Here is an 18,351-nt window from a genome sequence, read left to right on the forward strand (position 1 = left end):
CGGCACCATAACCTGAATCGAGGAGTGCTTTAAGCGATGACAATTAAAAATTTTATTTTTGATATTGATGGCACGTTATTGGACACGGAAGCCATGTACATTAAGGCGTTACAGGAAGTTTTGCACGAACGGGGGATGAACTGGCCCTATCCAGAATTGGCCAAAACCTTTGGGATTCCCAGCCGTGACGCATTGATTCGGTTAGGCATCAAAGATATTGACGGCGTCTTGGCCGAATGGACGCCCAAGACTGAAGAGAAACCGTATCAGGACACCGTTGCGGTCTACGCCGGGGTCAAGGACGCTCTGGGCAAGTTGCGGGATGCTGGGGCCAATTTGGCGGTCATGACGTCTAAGCGCCAGTTTGAATTTGACCGGGATGTTGTGGGCCACGGCCTCGCACCTTACTTTAGCCAGTCCATTGTTGCTGAGGACATTGCTCATGGGAAGCCAGCACCGGATGGGATTTTACTGGCGATGAAACGGCTAAATGCAACGCCAGAGACGACCGTCTACGTCGGCGATACGGTCTATGACGCGGATGCCTCTAAGGCCGCCCACGTGACCTTTGGGTTTGCTGGTTGGAATGGCAAACGGCCCACGGATTTCACGGCCGATGTCTCGTTCATGACGCCACAAGCGATGTTGACACTGCTAAAAGCGTAATCTGACAGGAAAAATGAGAAGCGTTCCCCCTAAAGTATCCCGGACTGGGGTAGCTGGAAACGCTTTTTTATGCTATATTTAAAGCGGACTAAATTTTACGAAAGGCCGCCATGGAGCGGTCAACGAAGGGGTGGCAGCATGCTTGCCATAATCGTTACAAGTCACGGGGAATTTGCCCGTGGAATTTTACAGAGTGCCGAAATGATATTTGGAAAGGCGCAACGCGTACTCGCCGTTACATTGGCGGCAAACGAGAGCGTCGAAGATCTGGCCAATCACTATCAAGCGGCCATTGAAAGTATGGAACCAATTACAGAATTACTTTTCTTAGTCGACTTGTGGGGCGGCTCACCTTTTAATGCGGCCAGTCGTCTCGTTGCCCAGAACCCAGATAATTATGGATTGGTTGCTGGACTTAATTTGCCGATGCTGATCGAAGCGTTATCGATTCAAAACCAGCCGTTAGCTGATGTGATTCCACATCTGGAACGCACGGCCCGGGGCGGGGTTCGTCACTTGGATTTACGGGCAGATACGGGAGATGATGATTTACTATGACAATGGCAATTCAACTCGCACGCGTGGACAGTCGGTTGCTCCACGGTCAGGTTGCGACGGTTTGGACTAAAAATGTGCGGCCAAACCGGATCTTGGTCGTCTCAGACAGTGTTGCCCAAGATAAGATTCGGAAAATGTTGATTACACAGGCTGCGCCGGCGGAGGCCAAGGCTAATGTGATTACACTAGCGAAAATGGTTCAGATTTATCGCGATGCCCGGTTTGACGGGTTCCGGCCATTAATTTTGACCGAAACGTTACCCGAAATGGCCGAATTAGTCGCCGAGGGCGTTGATCTGAAGGGCGTTGGCGTTAACGTGGGAAACGTCGCTTACACGGTGAAGAAGACCATGTTAACGGACAGTGTGGCTGCCGGCAAGGAAGATATTGCCGCCGCTAAGCAGCTTGAAGCCGCTGGCGTGCACGTCTACACGCAGACGGTGCCTAACGACCGACAACAGTCATTCTTAACATTAGCAAGTAAAAAGGGTTTGTCGTAACACCTCACTCGGTGGTCACCCCCACTCGAGCGGGGTGTTTTTGCGGCGTGTGAGGCGGATAAATCTAGTGATGATTGTAAGCTCACTTACATAACTGACAGAACTAAATTTGCCGCACTGCGGCTGCCAGGGATTCCGCCTGCTGTGGGGACGCTTCAGCCTGGAAGAACACCAGTCTTTTCGCTCGCTTTTAAGTCGCGAAAAACACGCGTCTTAAAAGTCGCCCATGGAGTAGGCTAGCAAAGAATGCCAGCCTACTCCATTATCACGGCCGGCTACATCCCTGTCCTCCTCCGGCTCAGGTTGTGTTCTATCAGAACAACTATTAAAAGGATTGCGGACTCAACATCTTTGGTGCAACTGATAACGATTTTACGCTCATCTTCCTAGTTGACAAAAAGTCGCTGTGTAAGCCGAGAGGTCGTCAGATATGGGCTCAGGCGCGTCGTTCTGCTTAGGTGGTGGCGATTTTCCACCGGCTTAGCAGAAGACCAACCTTGTAGACTCGCGGTTTTCGAGGCTTCAAGTTGTGTCCGCACCGTTCCAGCCCATATCTGGCGGCCGGTAAGGCGAAGGATGGACTGAGTTGCCTAATTTTAACGATAATATCTTTGTTATACTGGGCTTAAACAGTATTTGGATGCTTTCAACCTTTAATAAATAATTCAAAAGAGAGGAGATGGCAACGTGAGCAGTATTTGGGGCGTTTTAATTGTGGCCTTTTTAGCCGGTGTCGAAGGCGTTGTGGATGAATGGGAATTTCATCAGCCCATCGTGGCCTGTACGCTAGTCGGTTTGGCGACCGGTAACTTGGTCAGCGGGATTGCGCTGGGGGCCGCGTTGCAGTTGGTGACGCTAGGCTGGATGAACATTGGCGCGGCTGTGGCGCCTGATCCGGCGTTAGCGGCGGTCGTTGCGGCCTGGTGGGTCAGTGGTCCCGCACATTTACCCGCAGCCGCAGGCGTTATTTTAGCCATTCCCTTGGCATTGGTCGGTCAAGGCCTGACCAGAGGCTTACGTAAACTGATTATTCCACTTGTGGCACAGGCCGACGTGGCCGCGGCTCAGGGAAATTTACATCGCATTACCTGGCTACACTGGAGCAGTGTGGCCCTGCAAGGCTTGCGGGTCATGATTCCCACGGCGCTGTTCATGCTGCTACCGGCAGCTTGGATTCAGCAGGGCTACTACGCTATACCAGAAGTCTTGCGTGGTGGTCTGCGGGTTTCTGCCGGTTTGCTGGTCGTGGTCAGTTTCGCCATCGTCATTAACATGATGGCAACGCGCCAGTTGTGGCCATTCTTCTTCATCGGTTTTGCGTTGGCCACGGACGGTCACCTCAGCCTCGTCGCGCTGGGCATGATCGGTGTAGGATTAGCTATTTTGTACATTAAGCTTCAGTCCAAGGACACGCCGCGCAACGGCGGTTCGGGTCCATCATCGGCTGCTGAGGATGAGTTGGACCGAGAGTTAGATGACTTATAAGAAGGGGGTCAGTGAAGTGGAAAATGAACAAAAATTGCGAACGCTGACCCTGAGTGATCAGTTGCTGGTCTTCAGCCATTCCGGTTTGGAACAGGCGGCCTGGAACTATCCGCGACTACAGAATTTGGGTTTTTGCTACCTGATGGTGCCGGCCATTCGCCGACTCTATCCGGAAAAAGCAGCGCGAATTCAAGCGGCACAACGGCATCTGGAACTTTTTAACACCATGCCATACATGCAGTCCTTAATTACCGGGGTCACCTTGTCCCTAGAGGAAGACCATGCCAACGGTAAAGGGGTCAGTGATAACGACATTCGGGCGCTCAAGGTCAGCATGATGGGGTCACTCGCTGGTGTGGCTGATCCCGTTTGGTGGGGGACATTGCGGCCGATTTTGAGTGCTTTTGCTGCTAGTTTGGCATTGAGTGGCTTTGGCATCGTGGGTCCCTTAGTGTTTTTCATCGGTTGGAATGTGGCGCGGCTAAGCTTTCGCTGGGCCACACAACGCTGGGGATATTTGCAGGGATTAAAGGTCGTGACGTTCCTGAGTAGCGGCGTTCTGCAGAAATTAACGCTTGGCGCTTCCATCGTCGGGATGTTTGTCATGGGTGCCATCGTCCCACGGTGGACGCGGTTTAAATTCGCACCGATCATTGCGTCCAGTCAACATGCTAGCCTATCCTTACAAGCCATGCTTGATCAACTGCTGCCGGGCCTATTACCGCTGGTCTTGACGCTAGTGTGCGTCTGGTTACTGCGGCACCATGTGAAGCCCCTCTGGTTATTACTAGGGGTGTTTATCTTGGGTCTCGGTGGTTATTGGCTGGGGTTACTCCGGTAAGGTGCGGAGAATAATCGTATTTAAAATAGCATCATCAAAAAATGCTACCCAGCAATTCTGCCGGATAGCATTTTTAAATGGTGTTCGTTTTAGCCAAACGTGACCTGGTCGCGGCCATGTTGTTTGGAATAGTAGAGGTTGTCATCGGCCCGCTTGTACACGGCAACCTGACTGTCGTCGGAGCCTAGCATCTGGGTAACGCCGACGGAAATGCTGATGTCGATGTCATTGTCGTTGTGATGGAAGCGGGATTCCCGAACCGTTTTTGCAATACCCGTGATGGCTTCCCGCGCCTCGTCAGCCGTATAGCCCGCAAAGACGATCGTAAATTCTTCGCCACCAGTCCGATAGAGGACTAGGTCTGGGTCGATCTTTTGGAGCTGCTCGGAGATGAGCTGGGCGGCATGGCTCAACACATAGTCGCCAGTCAGATGACCATACGTGTCGTTGACGTGCTTAAAGTGGTCGATGTCAAACAACATAAGTGTCAACGGTTGGTTGTGCGTTCGACTCTTGTCGAAGACATCATTGAGTTCATTTTTAAAGGCAAAGTAGTTCTTGACGTGGGTCAGCTCATCGTAATTAGTCGTGTACGTGAGTTGGGCTAACGTGTTGGCACTAGCCATTAGAGAATCGACGTAGACGTACATGACGGCGAGAATGACCAGACTGGAGAGCAGTTCCCAGAGAATTGTACTGCGCTCGAGATTAAAGCGCATACCAACGATGCCCCATAGGACGGCCGAATAAATAAAAGTACTGATGGTGTATGACGCATAATTTAACCACCGATTCTTTTTGTGGCGCCGGACGACCTTCATGGAATAGAAGAAAGACATGTAGAAGACCGCGAAAATCCACGCCAATCCAATGTCCAGGGTCTGGTTGAGTACCATGAAGAAGAGAATGGCGAGTAGCATTTTCCAGACGTGAATCTCTAGCATCAGAAAGTAACTGACGAAGACGATTGAAAAGATCTGAAAGTTCGTAAACACCCAGCTATTGGTCGTGGCGCCAACTCGTAGCTGGACGACGATTAGAAAAATCACCATATAAATAATCCCGACGTTCGAGCGAATCTTATCGACATCCGGTCGGCGGCCCTGACGTTTGAGCAGAGAGATGATCTGATTCGTGATGAACCAGTAGAGCGTTAAGACGCCGAGAAGAAAAAACAGACTCGTTAAAGTCGGGGTAACAAACCATTGTGACCAAGTCATTGTAATAACGCCATCCTATCTGTTGGGAATATTTTTTGGTGCTGATGAGCCATGAGCAATTTAGTTGTTTTGTTTTAGTAAGTAAAACGTATTAATTAGTTCATTAATTATATATTAACGCTTAAAAAGAAAAGTGGGTACTAAATATTTGGTAAAAATGTGCAAGTTTGAGAATAAACGAATACCGCGGCAACCGGTCACATTACCGGTTGCCGCGGCTTTTGCGGACAAGGGGATGAGATTAACCAAACGTGACCTGATCACGGCCGTGACGTTTGGAATAGTACAGGTTCTGGTCGGCACGCTTATAGATATCGACCTGCCCTTCATCGTTACCCTTCATCTGGGTGACGCCAACTGAAATACTGATGTCGATATCGTTGTCATTGTGATGGAATTCGGCATCCCGCACGTTGTCGGCAATCGCTGCAACGTGCTCACGGGCTTGATCTGCCGTGTAGTTGTTGAAGAGAATCGTGAACTCTTCGCCCCCGGTTCGGTAAAGCACCAGGGCGGGGTCAATCGTCTTGAGCTGGGCGGCAATTAGCTGGGCAACGTGACTCAAGACGTAGTCACCCGTCAAGTGACCATACGTGTCATTGACGTGCTTAAAGTGGTCAATGTCAAATAACATCAGGGTTAACGGTTGGCCCTTAACCTTTGCATGATCAAAGGTACTACTGAATTCATTTTTAAAGGCGAAGTAATTTTTAACGTGGGTCAACTCATCATAATTCGTGGTGTAGGTCAGCTCGGCCAACGTGTTGGCGCCAGACATGAGCGAGTTGACGTAGATGTACATGATGGTCAATAAGAAGTAACTGAAGAGAATTTCCCAAACCAATGTCCACGCGGGGAGATCGAAACGAAAGCCAACTAAGATCCACAATGCCGTGGAAAAGAGCAGTGTGGCGAGGGTGTAATCGATGTAGGCTAGCCAGCCGGCATTGCGATGCTGCCGCACGAGCTTCATCGTGTAAAAGAACCCGAGGTAGATAGCGGCATAGGCCCACGAGAGGGAGAAGAAGATGGTGCCGTTAACGGTCATGAAGATCAGAATACCTAATAACAGTTGCCAGAAACGAATCTCCAGCATCAAAAAGTAACTGACAAAAACCATCGCAAAAATCAAGAAGTTCGAGAAGACCCAACTATTGTGGGTCCCGTGAACGCTGATTTGGACAGCGACCACCATTAGAATCATGTAGATGACCCCGACATTTGCACGAAGCTTTTCAATATTGGGGTGCTTTCCCCGTTTCTTCAGCGCGTGGATGAGCTGATTCGTGACGAACCAGTAGAGCGTTAAAACGCCGAGAAGAAAGAACAGGCTCGTGAAAGCAGGGGTAACAAACCAGTGAGACCAAGTCATTGTTTAACGCCTTCCAATCTAATTACTTATGGGGTGAACTAATATGATGAGACGTCAAACGACGGCGAGACAAAATTGCACTCCGAGTAAGTAAATTATATTAATTAATATCACAATTACATGTTAACTCATAAGATGAGAAAAAGTCATTAAATCTTAGTAAGTTTAGAAAAATAGGGGGTCTGGGACAAAAGTCCCAGACCCGTTGCGCGCTCCGAACGTATACGGCGGAAACGTGCGACAAAAGGCAGTCAACTCCGCTTAACCCCGATAGACGAACAATCCAAAACCGGGATTATTCGTCTATCGACGTTAATGCTCATTGACTAACCGCCTTTTTCCCCACTCTTGCTACTTTACACTAAGCTAGGTTTGCCGTACAAATACCCCTGATGCAACGTAATGCCAAATTGCTTGGCGAGAGCTTGATCATGACTATCTTCGACACCCTCAAGAATGAGCTGTAGACGATACTCATGAGCAATTTTCGCCCAAAATGCCAGACTCGTTGGAATTTTGTCGGCGTCACCGTTCATCCGGAGATTTTGCATGGCGAACTTAATCTGATCGACGAACGGCAAGAGGTGAACAATGTTGTTGTACGTGTTCGATCCCGTGCCGACGTCATCGAGAACTAGGCCAATCCCATACTGGTGCAGGGCGATGCTAAAACCTTTCACCTCTTCAAGAGTAGGCGCTTCGGTGAGCTCAATGGTTAGGGCCGCCGGATTTATCCGCTTCTTTAAGGCGATGATAGTTCCCAAGGTGAGGGGATCGCGTAGCTGTTGATTATTCAAGTTAAAAGCCAAAACTTGGTTGGTGACCGCCGTGTGTAACGAGGCCGCCGTCTGTTCTAGGAGCTTTGCCTGTTCCTCGACCGAAATCTCGGTAAAGTTTTTAGGCAAGACCCAGGTATCATTCTGTTGCTTACGCAGAAGTACTTCGTAGCCAAAAACTTGATGATCATCTTGGTTGATTTGTGGCTGAACAAAGAAACGATACATACCGGTCGACTCCTTAAAAATTTTGTTAATCATCTGATTACCTACTATTTTAGCGCAAAACTTTGAAAGCGCAACGTCATATATCGTTTAATGTGGTCAGCTAGTCAGGCTGCAACTAAATTAGGGTGGAGACTGTTTGAATTGTTCGTCATTTTAACGAACTTACTAAAAGTTAACGATAAGCAATGAGCGCGGACCTGATATTACCAGGCCAGCACTAGTCTTGTCAATCAAAAAATGCATCGTCCGGGAAACCAACGGTGTATTTTGAAGCCGCTTTTGGATAAGAGCCACATGATGGTGACCAGAAATCCAGCTCGCCAACTAGTTTGCAGTGGGACGCGTTCCCAGCAGCTTCTTGAGTTCCAGCTCAACCGTACTGGTTACAGCATTCTCATCGGGGCTTCAACATAGCATAAGTGATCAAAACCAGTGGATAACCAGAATTTGAGCCCGGCATAATTTTTGGTGGCGACCATCAACGTGAAGGTCGCCATCTGAGGATAACGGCTGGCTAGAGCGTCAATAGTGGCTTGGCCCAGGTGTTGCCGCTGAAATTGTTGGCCAATAGATAGATGTAAGATGTACAGATTGGTTGGTGTTTCTTCAAGACCCAGACATGGCCGACTACTTGATTAGCGGCGTGGATGCTGAGGCAGTGTGTCTTTTCAACCGGAATGCCAGGAATCTTAGAGGTGATGTCGTCAAATGAGGACAGGGGATTCCGGCCTTCGATGGTCGCAAAGTACGGCTTGATTTTGGTGTACAGGGCTTGAAGCTGCGACTGTTCTGCAGCGGTCACTTGGGAAAGTAGGGGTGCCATAGTAAGAGATTCTTTCTTATTAACTTGGACATGTCTTGAAGATAGGCGTTTCGCCAGCAGCTGGCAATCAAAAAAGGCACGCCATCAGTCGATAGCGTACCTTCATGAATTAAGGTTAGTAGCCGTAGCCACCATTATTATTGTTATCAGTTGTCCCATTACCATTGTCGGTTGCGCCGGTCGTGGACGTATCAGCATCCGTCGTGAACTTCGTCGTGTCGGTTAAGTCCAGCGTCTTACGAATGTGATTGGAGACTTTCTTGAGTTCGGTCGTGGTTGGCACTTGATAGGAGAGACCGTCGATCATCGCATCTTGTCCCTGAAGCGTTTCGGAACTGATGTGGTGAGAGGCGTCGCCGTACTTGGCCCGGATCTGCATCAGGTCATCAAAGGTCAGGTCGGTCTTTAGGTTACCATTCAATGACTTTAGAATCGTCTGGTAACGGGTGATCGATGACAGACCAGCCGCCTTCACGACCAATTTTTGAAGAACTTGACGTTGCCGTTTTTGCCGGCCGTAATCGCCCTTAGGATCGTCGTAACGCATCCGGGAGTAAGAAAGTGCCTGATTCCCGTTCAAATGGGTCTTAACGCCTTTTTTAACATTGGCTGACTTGTACGTGAACGTTAATGGTGGGACGACATCGACCCCGCCGACCGAGTCGACCATCTTCTCTAGGCCACCCATGTTGATAATGGCGTAGAAGTCGATGGGGATGTCCAACAGATTTTCAACGGTTTTAACCGCTGTGCTGGCACCACCAATCGTGTAGGCCGCGTTGATCTTTTGAATCGACGAGTTCGCACCGGAACCCACGGTCACCCGCGTATCCCGCGGAATACTAGTCAGGTAAGCCGTCTTCTTCTGCGGATTGATGGTGGCAACCATGATGGTATCCGTTCGGCCGACATCGGAACGACCCAACGCACCGGTATCAGTTCCCAAAAGGAGAATTGAGAACGGTTTGTTCTTCTTAAGCACGGAGGAGACGTTTCGGCTCTTCGCAATGTTTGAAGATTGATAAGTAGCGCTAAACGTCTTCTTGGCAGACGTCCAAGCTTGATGGCCGTATGCAAGTCCCCCGGTCAGGAGAATCATGAGGGCGATGATGATCGTCCACATGATGGGCCGGTGGGGGTGAACGGTGGGTGCTTTGTAGTGTGAGTGTTGATCGGCGCGACGATCGAAGACTTGTTCAAAGTCCTCAGGAGACCGTTGCCGTTTACTTCCATTATCTTTTGGCATATTATTCCTCATCCTCGTTAAAATCTTTAACCCATTATAAGCCACGGAGGTGACTATTCTGGGTGACGACCAAGTGACCTTTACCAGATTTTAAATTCCCCTGGAATCCTATCTGTTGATTCAATTTACTAATTAGACCATAAAATTCGGCGTACGTAAACGGACGCCCGGGCGGTTCAGGCCCCAACTAGCGAGAATTATACCAGATTTCCTTAGAAATATTAAGTTGTCAAGTCAACTTAAACGGTGTTAATTCGGTAACTGTAACCGCTTGCTAAAGGGCCTAGCCGCCGTCCTATGCTATAATACGAAGAGTTGCTTAAGAAACTCTAATTTTTTGTTACGATTCGTGGGGAGGGTCGCGGATGGCCATATTTATTCGAAGTGTGTCCGGTGTTTTAATTATCTTAGTTATGATTGCACTGGGCTACGTGTTGTCCCGTCGCGGCTGGTTTGACGACCAAGCGCCAAAGTTAATTGCGCGTTTGGTGACGCAGATTGCCTTACCCGCGTACATGATCGATACGATTACTTCCAAATTTTCGGCGGCAACGCTGAAGCAGACGTTACCAGATCTCCGGTTCCCAGTGGTCTCCATGCTAATTATGTTTGGGTTGTCGATTGTGGCCTTTCACCTTTTCCGGATCAAACCGGGGCACCGTGGTTTATTTGAGTCCATGTTTCTAAATTCCAACACGGTCTTTGTCGGCCTACCCGTCAACGAAGCCTTGTTTGGACCGAAGAGCCTACCATTCGTACTGGTCTATTACATGGCCAACACGACCTTTTTCTGGACGTTAGGGGTTTATCTGATTCAACGTGACGGTCAGGGAACCGCAAAGTTCGACCTGAAAGAGACGTTGAAGAAGATTTTCTCACCGCCGTTGTTGGGGTTTATCGTTGGGGTGCTCCTGGTACTTCTGAATATTCAACTGCCAAGTTGGATCATGAAGGACTTTCAGTATGTCGGCGGGCTGACGATTCCACTGTCGATGATCTTTATTGGGACGGCGATTGCCGGGGCCGGACTGCAAAATGTCCGCTTTAACCGTGACAGTCTGGGAATCCTCTTGGGCCGCTTTATCGTGGCCCCCGTGTTGATGGGGCTACTGGTGATTCCAACGGGGATGCCGTTGATTATGAAACAAGTCTTTATTTTGCAAGCAGCGATGCCCGTAATGACTAACGCACCAGTTGTGGCGAAACTTTACCACGCCGATGCGGATTACGCGGCCATCATGGTAACCGAAACGACCCTCCTAAGTTTAGTGGTGATTCCGATTTTGATGGTCATCGTCCAGCACGTTGCCTAACTATGATCGTTTACTTATAAGGAGGAACATTTTTTCGTTTTGAGAAAAACAATGCTGTATATCGCGTTTTCAACGTTAATGTTTAGTTCTATGGAAATTGCATTAAAGTCCGCTGGTGGGGCGTTTAACCCGATTCAGCTGAACTTGATCCGTTTCTTTATTGGGGGCGTTATCTTGCTCCCAATCGCGCTCCGAGCCTTACATAAGCAAAGCCACCGGTTAACGCGTTCCGATTGGGCGTTGTTCTTCCTGACCGGGTTGGTGTGTGTCATTATCAGTATGACGTTGTATCAACTGGCGATTACCGTCGATGAAGCTTCAACGGTGGCCGTGTTGTTCAGCTGTAACCCCGTCTTTGCACTGATCTTTTCTTACTTCATCTTACACGAACGGTTAGGTCGAGCGAACTTGATCGCCGTTATCGTGTCGATCATTGGGCTGGTGGTCATTGTGAACCCCGCCCACTTAACCAATCCAGTCGGCTTAGTGTTAGCCATTGGGTCTGCCTTGACGTTTGGCCTGTACAGCATCGTGTCGCGGTGGGGGTCTGTGCGTCATCACTTTAACGGGATTGTCATGACCTGCTTTACCTTCTTGGCCGGGTCATTTGAGCTGTTGGTCATCATGTTGTTGACGCACGTGCCAGCCATTGCCGGTGGGATGCGTCAGGTGAGCTGGATGCAACAGTTTGCGGCAATGCCAATTCTGAAAAATGTGAGCCTACAGTACTTCTGGATTCTCTTCTTCATCGGGGTCTGTGTGACCGGTGGTGGGTTTGCCTTTTACTTCTTGGCCATGGAACGTTCCGACGTTTCTACGGCCTCACTGGTGTTCTTCATTAAGCCAGGGTTAGCGCCCATCTTAGCCGCCGTGTTGATTCACGAACGGATTTTGACAACGACCATTATCGGGATCGTTATCATCCTGATTGGGTCGGTCATCACCTTCATGGGGAACCGGGTCAAGGCACGGGAATCTGCATTGGCAGAGGAAGATGCCAGCGACTTTCAAGACGACGATGCACCAGTTTCCGTTGCGGAACAGGCTGCTGCTAAATTAGCGGCCCGCCACACGGAATCGTCATCGACGGATTAAACGAATAAATTAAGCAAGCGTTGTGGACTGAGGCGAAAGCTGTGGTCGATGACGCTTTTTGTTTGGGTAGGCTGGTTTTAACGATGACTGGCGTGCAGCGTTTAGATGGATTACTAATATTCCAACATATTAGGGTGAAACTTGGCGGACGTTGGCAGCAACGAAGATAACAACTATAGCAGTCGATTATATGTTGAGCAGTAAACGTTGCAAGTCTATGTGCAGATAACATTGGAATGGCAATGATCAATCAGAGCCGGAGGCGGCCAGGAATGTAGCCAGCCGTGGAAATAGTGGTAGCTTGCAGCTACCACTATGGGCGACTTTTAAGACGTGTGGTCTTCACGGCTTAAAAGCGAGCGAGAGGACCGTTTCTCAGTCCGAAGCGTCCCCACAGCAGGCGGAATCCCTGGCAGCCGCAGTGCGGTATGCTGATACCACAGTAATAATCTAGTGAAAGAGCACACAAATTTCAAGGCCGCACACAAAACGTATGGTATCATTGTGGGTGAGAATTGATGAGAGAAAGGGAGCATGGTCAATGGCAACGCTGGTCATTTTACGGCACGGAGAGAGTGTCGCCAACCGGGATAATATTTTTACAGGGTGGAGTGATGTTCCCCTGACGGCCAAGGGTCGTGAGCAGGCGGTCGCCGCTGGAAAGTTGGTCGCAGAGACTGGAATTCAGTTTGCAGCGCTTCACACGTCGATGCTGCAGCGGGCCATCGTAACGTCAGACATTGTTTTGGAGGCCATCGATCAGCTATACATTCCGGAGTACAAGTCTTGGCGGCTAAACGAGCGGCATTACGGTGCCCTGCGCGGGAAAAATAAAGCAGCGGTCCAAGCGGAAGTGGGCGAGCGCCAAGTCAAAATTTGGCGACGGAGCTTTGAGACCGTGCCGCCGTTATTGGACCACGTGACGCAGGACCGCCGTTATGATCAATTTGGCCCACACGTTGAGCCCCGCGGGGAGAGCCTAGAAATGGCGTACCACCGGTTGATGCCTTACTGGGAAGACCAGGTTGCCCCCCGATTATTGAATGGGGATAACCAGTTAATTGTTGCTCACGGGAGCACGTTGCGGGCACTGATCAAGTACCTCGACCAGGTCGCGGATGCCGATATCAGTCAGGTTGAGGTGGCAAATGGTGAGCCGATTCAGTATGATTTCGATGATCGGTTGAACGTGTTAAAGAAGACAGTCCTGTAAGGGACAAAACGTCATCTATTTTCGGACTAAATGAGTTGATAACTGGTCATAATGGCTAAAGAATTCGAAATTTCACGCACCAGAGGTTAACAAAATAATAAGATATTTAGGTCGGTTAGGACAATTGGGGATAAAAGATTGTTTTTAACCGGCCTTTTTGTATAATCAGGGTAAAGCTAGTGGGAAACACTATGGGGGAGCGAGAAAATTGAATACTAGAAATTTGGGGCACTGGGCCGTGCTATTGGCCGTCATCTTGGGGATTGGCGGTGTGGTCTATGGCATGCATTCAATCGATTCTAAGGATGAGCAAGAGGTTACCAAGGCCAATAAAGCCAACGCCAAGCAAACGAAACAAGAGATTGCTTATGATGCATTAAAGAGTCGGCAACAACGGACACATCTGAAAACTAGTTTTGATAAGAAACAAGTGACGGTAGCACCACAATTTACGGCGAAGTTAACCCAGGAATTAAAAGCGAAGAAGTTCTCCGGATCGGCCTTGGTCGTTAAGAACGATCACGTGGTCTATCAACGGTCGTTTGGGAAGGCTAACGCCAAGAAGAAGCGTGCCAACAAGGTCACGTCACAGTTCTTGATCAACTCGTTACAGAAGTCATTGACTGGGATGCTGGTCATGCAGGCCGTTCAAGAGGGAAAATTACAGCTGACGGACCGGCTGAGTCAATATTATCCTAGCATTCGGCACAGCGGCCGGATCACATTACGGCAGATGTTGAACATGGAGGCTGGGCTGACCGGTGAGATGGCGCCGACAACCACGTTAAATGAAGCTGGGGTTTATAAGTATGCCGAGCAAACGGCAAAGATCAATCCGAAACGCATCAACACATTTGACTATCAACCCATTAGCTATGTCCTGTTAGCGGGCATCTTACATCAGGTGACGCACGAGTCGTATTACAAGCTGTTTTATCAACACTTAGTGACGCCGCTGAACTTGAATCATACGAGTTTTGCCCAACTGAGGTCACAGACCAAGGGGATGACGGTCGGCTATAGTGGCACGACGCCAGGCGATTTTTCAACGCCGAAGTTGCCGTCGATGCGTGACATGGAAGCCCAAATTGCGACCGGAAATGTCACGATGAGTACTGGCGATATGTTCCGTGCTGAACGGGCCATCATTCAGGGCAAGTTACTCACGTCGAAGGCCGGGGCCAACGTCTTACATGAGGCCACCAACAAGAACGCCTACTATGCTGGCGGGATGTACCATCTCGATCGCATCGGTTATTACGGCCACGGGGTCGGCGATTTCTACGAGGGCACCTTCGTCATGAGCCGTGATGGCAAGACCGGCGTTGTCTTCCTATCGAACAACTTCTACAAGAAGTCGATGTGGCCGGATTGGTCGACGGAAGATTTAGCCATTTCCACATTTAAACACGTTTTAGCAGCACCAAAATTAAATTAGATAAAGTGGCGGTTAGGGATGTGATGGCTCTGACCGCTTTTTTGCGCCAACGTTTGATCAAACGTTCCTAAGAAAAATGACTAAACAGCATGAAAATTACGCCAGTTTTCTGAAACCTATACAAAAAATGAGAAAATTGGGGTACAATGAGAGAATAGTTAGGAGAGTGACGTCATTGAGTAAAGAAATCACGGCGGATCAAACCGCCCGTTATCAACAAGCATTAGCTACTGACCCCACCGCGAAGGTCTTAGAACGCGCCGTCAGCCATCAAGGAATCTTAGCAACCTCTGCCGATTACGCTTCTGAAACCGACATGACTCCCGTCTTCTCCATTGATTTGGACACCGGGAAAGTTGCGAACCAAAAACAAAGTGGTCGTTGCTGGATGTTTGCCGCATTGAACACGATGCGTCATCACTTAGCAGACCTCTTTAATTTAAGTGACTTTGAATTGTCTCAAAACTATACTAACTTCTGGGACAAATTTGAAAAAGCCAACTACTTCTACGAAAACGTGCTGGCCACCGCTGACCAACCAACGTCTAGCCGGAAGGTTGCCTTCTTAATGGCCACCCCGCAACAAGACGGTGGTCAATGGGACATGTTGTGTGCCATCATCCAGAAGTACGGGATCGTTCCTAAGTCCGTTATGCCTGAAACTTACAACAGCTCAAAGTCTAGCGAACTGAACAGTACGTTGAACTTGAAGCTACGTAAGGACGCCGTTACTTTACGGAAATTGGTTGCGGACAAGGCTAGTGATGCTGATATCGCGGCTGCCAAGGACAAGATGCTCGGCGAAGTTTACCGCTTACTGAGCTTCTCATTAGGCCAACCCGTCAGTGAATTTGACTTTGAATACCGCGACGATGACAAGAACTACCACATCGACAAGGGCTTAACGCCAAAGTCATTCTTCGACAAGTACGTCGACTGGGACTTGACCGACTACGTTTCCATCATCAACGCGCCAACTGCTGACAAGCCATACAACCACACCTACACGGTCGAAATGCTGGGTAACGTGGTCAACGGCCGTCAAGTGAAGCACTTGAACGTCACAATGGCCGACTTCAAGCAATTAGCCATCAAGCAATTACAAGCTGGCCAATCCGTTTGGTTCGGTTGTGATGTTGGTCAATCCTCAGAACGGCAAAAGGGGATCATGGACACCAAGTTCTATGACAAGGATGCCCTCTTCAACATCGACTTCTCCACGACCAAGGCAGAACGCCTGGACTACGGGGAAAGTATGATGACCCACGCCATGGTCTTGACCGGTGTCGATTTAGTCGACGGTCAACCTACCAAGTGGAAAGTTGAAAACTCTTGGGGTGAAAAGGTCGGCACGAAGGGTTACTTCGTGATGAGCGACGCTTGGATGGACGAATACTGCTACCAAGTTGTTGTGAACAAGCAATTTTTGCCTGACGACTTAAAGCAGATCCAAGAAACCGAAGAACCAACTGTTTTGGCCCCTTGGGATCCAATGGGTGCCTTAGCTTAATAACGACAAAAATCTTACTGACTGCGTAAAAGCGGTCGGTAAGATTTTTTTGTTTGGGATGAATTTGGAGATAGCAAATGGCCTGGGATAAAAGTCTCTGGCCCTTTTTGTGTTCCAAACGTATATGGTCGAAACGGGCGACAAAAGGCAATCAACGCCGCTTAATCCCGATAGACAAACAATCCAAAATCAGGATTAGTCGTCTATCGACGTTAAGGCTCATTGACTAATTGCATTTTGTCCGACGCTCAGTTTATTTGAATTTCTTGGCCTGTTCACTCCACGCCTCCAGCTGCGTAAAGACGAGTTCGATGTCGGCGGCAGGGGTGTCACCGAGAACCTGGTCCCAGAGCCCCTGTTTGACCTGCCGAATCGTCTTGCAGGCGGCCATTCCCTTGGGGGTGATACTGATCCAGGTATTGCGATGGTCAGCGTCGTCGGGGGTCCTTGTCGTGTAGCCGGCGTTCTCGAGCCGAGTCATTTCGCGACTCACCAGGCCTTTGTTGATGGCGAGTTCGGTCGTGATCTGTTTGGCCGTCACCCGGTCATGGTCGCTGATGAAGAGGAGAAAGTTAGCATTACTAGCATTGATTTCTGGGAGAGTCAGTTGATGATTCATAGCCGTCTGAAAGCGACGGTGCAGGGCGCCAATGAATTTTCCGATTTTTACGATGTCCAAGGCAACGGCCTCCTTTTAGGGTTTAGTATAGCATACCATATGGTTGACAAATAAACTAAAATCGACTATTCTGTAATAGTTGCTTTAGCAACTATATGGAGGATTTTAAATGAATTTAAAACAACGGTTACTTTTTAGTTTATTAATGTGTACTGGGATGGCCACTAGTATGAGTTGGTTGGGGATGGCCAAGAATCTCGGCCTCACGAGTACGATGTGGCGGTTATTCCTGGTGTCAGTTCTGCCGACAATTGCCTTCGCTTTTGTCCTTAACTTTGTGGTCGTTGGTAATCTAGCAAACTTATTGATTAAATTGCGGACGCGGCGGATGGCCGATGAAGCGGCGATTCGCTTAAAGGCTAATGCCATTCGGGGTTGGACGATGCTGCTGACGATGTGCTTTACCATGAGCACCCGGGCATTGTTGATGAACGGAACGCTCTTCCACATGACGGTGAGTCAGTTCGTGCTCAGCTTCTTTGGCACGTTGACCATGGCTTACTTTATCCGGGAAATTTTTGTGATGCCGGTGGTCCGCAACCTTGTCTTCCGAATCATGCCGCTTAAGCGATCAGCTGTTAAATAAAAATACTGGTAAAGGTGAAGGCGATTAATCCTCACCGTAATAAAAAAGCATTATCTCATGATCTAAAAATTAGGGTCGGTGAGATAATGCTTTTTGTTAGCTAAATTTTACAATTAGTCGCGAGCGTTCAACACTTCGGGACCATTTTGACGACCAACGATGACCGTGTTGACGGTGTCCAAGAACAGACCGTGTTCCACAACACCCACGATGCCGTTTAAGGTGTCAGCTAATTCGTGGGGATGGTCGATGCGACCTAGGTGCAGGTCGATGATGTAGTTTTTAGAGTCGGTCAAGACGTGCGTGCCGTCTTCCTTCATCCGAAAGGCCGGTTTGAAGCCCATCTTGTCTAATTTTTCTAAGACGTGTGAGGAGCCAAAAGGAATGACTTCCAGTGGCAAGGGGAACTTACCTAAATGGTGAACCAGCTTGCTTTCGTCAACGATCCAGAGGTTCTTCTTGGAGTTGATGGCAACGATCTTTTCCCAGAGGTGAGCGCCACCGCCACCCTTGATGCCTTGGAAGTTGTCGTCGACTTCATCGGCACCGTCGATAGTTAAGTCGAGGTGGTCAACTTCGTCTAATTGCTTAATGGTAATGCCCAAGTCGCGGGCTTGTTTGGCAGAACGGTCAGAGGTAGCGACCCCCACGATGCTGAGGCCTTCGTTCTTGACCCGTTCTCCGAGTGCGTCGATCATGTAACGAACGGTCGACCCAGTACCGATTCCTAAAATCATCCCGTCTTCAACGTACTTGACGGCTTCTTGGCCAACAAGGGCCTTTAATGCGTTTTGATCCATTA

18 protein-coding genes are annotated in these 18,351 nt (G+C 49.1%); 11 read left to right on the forward strand and 7 right to left on the reverse strand.

Annotation, left to right across the window (positions count from 1 at the left end; translation table 11 throughout):
• The first annotated feature begins 36 nt into the window (after positions 1-36).
• From JUF10_RS12490 to JUF10_RS12510, 5 genes are all read left to right on the forward strand, one after another.
• Positions 37-666, forward strand: a complete 630-nt coding sequence (locus tag JUF10_RS12490) for an HAD family hydrolase (protein ID WP_236008234.1) — start codon at positions 37-39, stop codon at positions 664-666.
• Between the two features lie 138 nt (positions 667-804).
• Positions 805-1,224: a PTS sugar transporter subunit IIA gene (locus JUF10_RS12495; protein WP_203642832.1), complete on the forward strand. Its 420-nt coding sequence runs from the start codon at positions 805-807 to the stop codon at positions 1,222-1,224.
• Entirely contained in the window at positions 1,221-1,724 is a 504-nt protein-coding gene (locus tag JUF10_RS12500; RefSeq protein WP_203642834.1) for a PTS sugar transporter subunit IIB, read from the forward strand. The genes JUF10_RS12495 and JUF10_RS12500 overlap by 4 nt, the downstream gene beginning before the upstream one ends.
• A 687-nt stretch (positions 1,725-2,411) precedes the next feature.
• The gene (locus JUF10_RS12505; protein ID WP_203642836.1) at positions 2,412-3,209 is read left to right on the forward strand and encodes a mannose/fructose/sorbose family PTS transporter subunit IIC; all 798 of its coding nucleotides are present in this window, start codon (positions 2,412-2,414) and stop codon (positions 3,207-3,209) included.
• A gap of 16 nt (positions 3,210-3,225) precedes the next feature.
• On the forward strand, positions 3,226-4,050 hold the full coding sequence (locus tag JUF10_RS12510; RefSeq protein ID WP_308440216.1) for a PTS system mannose/fructose/sorbose family transporter subunit IID: 825 nt from the start codon (positions 3,226-3,228) through the stop codon (positions 4,048-4,050).
• A gap of 89 nt (positions 4,051-4,139) precedes the next feature.
• On the opposite strand, the gene JUF10_RS12515 is transcribed toward JUF10_RS12510, so the two are convergent.
• From JUF10_RS12515 to JUF10_RS12535, 5 genes are all read right to left on the reverse strand, one after another.
• Positions 4,140-5,270, reverse strand: a complete 1,131-nt coding sequence (locus tag JUF10_RS12515) for a GGDEF domain-containing protein (protein WP_203642839.1) — start codon at positions 5,268-5,270, stop codon at positions 4,140-4,142.
• Between the two features lie 241 nt (positions 5,271-5,511).
• Positions 5,512-6,642, reverse strand: coding sequence for a GGDEF domain-containing protein (locus tag JUF10_RS12520; protein ID WP_203642843.1), 1,131 nt, complete (start codon positions 6,640-6,642; stop codon positions 5,512-5,514).
• Between the two features lie 356 nt (positions 6,643-6,998).
• On the reverse strand, positions 6,999-7,646 hold the full coding sequence (locus JUF10_RS12525; protein ID WP_203642890.1) for an EAL domain-containing protein: 648 nt from the start codon (positions 7,644-7,646) through the stop codon (positions 6,999-7,001).
• A 514-nt stretch (positions 7,647-8,160) separates the two neighbouring features.
• Positions 8,161-8,469 carry a hypothetical protein gene (locus JUF10_RS12530; RefSeq protein WP_203642844.1) on the reverse strand — a complete coding sequence of 103 codons (309 nt, stop codon included), beginning with the start codon at positions 8,467-8,469 and terminating at the stop codon, positions 8,161-8,163.
• Positions 8,470-8,584: 115 nt separating this feature from the next.
• Positions 8,585-9,715, reverse strand: coding sequence for an LCP family glycopolymer transferase (locus JUF10_RS12535; protein WP_203642845.1), 1,131 nt, complete (start codon positions 9,713-9,715; stop codon positions 8,585-8,587).
• 365 nt (positions 9,716-10,080) lie between these two features.
• On the opposite strand from JUF10_RS12535, the gene JUF10_RS12540 reads away from it, so the two are divergent.
• From JUF10_RS12540 to JUF10_RS12560, 5 genes are all read left to right on the forward strand, one after another.
• Complete coding sequence (locus JUF10_RS12540; RefSeq protein ID WP_203642846.1) at positions 10,081-11,028, forward strand: AEC family transporter; 948 nt, start codon at positions 10,081-10,083, stop codon at positions 11,026-11,028.
• Positions 11,029-11,067: 39 nt separating this feature from the next.
• Positions 11,068-12,123 (forward strand): DMT family transporter, encoded by a 1,056-nt coding sequence (locus JUF10_RS12545; RefSeq protein WP_203642847.1) that lies wholly within the window; start codon positions 11,068-11,070, stop codon positions 12,121-12,123.
• 541 nt (positions 12,124-12,664) lie between these two features.
• Positions 12,665-13,336 carry a 2,3-bisphosphoglycerate-dependent phosphoglycerate mutase gene (locus JUF10_RS12550; protein ID WP_203642848.1) on the forward strand — a complete coding sequence of 224 codons (672 nt, stop codon included), beginning with the start codon at positions 12,665-12,667 and terminating at the stop codon, positions 13,334-13,336.
• A gap of 208 nt (positions 13,337-13,544) precedes the next feature.
• Positions 13,545-14,774: a serine hydrolase domain-containing protein gene (locus JUF10_RS12555; RefSeq protein ID WP_203642849.1), complete on the forward strand. Its 1,230-nt coding sequence runs from the start codon at positions 13,545-13,547 to the stop codon at positions 14,772-14,774.
• Positions 14,775-14,949: 175 nt separating this feature from the next.
• Positions 14,950-16,284 (forward strand): C1 family peptidase, encoded by a 1,335-nt coding sequence (locus JUF10_RS12560; protein WP_203642850.1) that lies wholly within the window; start codon positions 14,950-14,952, stop codon positions 16,282-16,284.
• 253 nt (positions 16,285-16,537) lie between these two features.
• Here the strand turns inward: JUF10_RS12560 and JUF10_RS12565 are convergent, their stop codons facing one another.
• On the reverse strand, positions 16,538-16,963 hold the full coding sequence (locus tag JUF10_RS12565) for a MarR family winged helix-turn-helix transcriptional regulator (RefSeq protein WP_203642851.1): 426 nt from the start codon (positions 16,961-16,963) through the stop codon (positions 16,538-16,540).
• Between the two features lie 109 nt (positions 16,964-17,072).
• Here JUF10_RS12565 and JUF10_RS12570 point away from each other — a divergent pair, with 109 nt between their 5' ends.
• Complete coding sequence (locus JUF10_RS12570; RefSeq protein ID WP_203642852.1) at positions 17,073-17,549, forward strand: DUF2798 domain-containing protein; 477 nt, start codon at positions 17,073-17,075, stop codon at positions 17,547-17,549.
• 113 nt (positions 17,550-17,662) lie between these two features.
• Here the strand turns inward: JUF10_RS12570 and rpiA are convergent, their stop codons facing one another.
• Entirely contained in the window at positions 17,663-18,349 is a 687-nt protein-coding gene (gene rpiA, locus JUF10_RS12575) for a ribose-5-phosphate isomerase RpiA (RefSeq protein ID WP_203642854.1), read from the reverse strand.
• Positions 18,350-18,351: the final 2 nt, after the last annotated feature.

Origin of the sequence: Levilactobacillus andaensis (assembly GCF_016861695.1) — a bacterium.
In the GTDB taxonomy this organism is placed as follows: Bacteria; Bacillota; Bacilli; order Lactobacillales; family Lactobacillaceae; genus Levilactobacillus; species Levilactobacillus andaensis.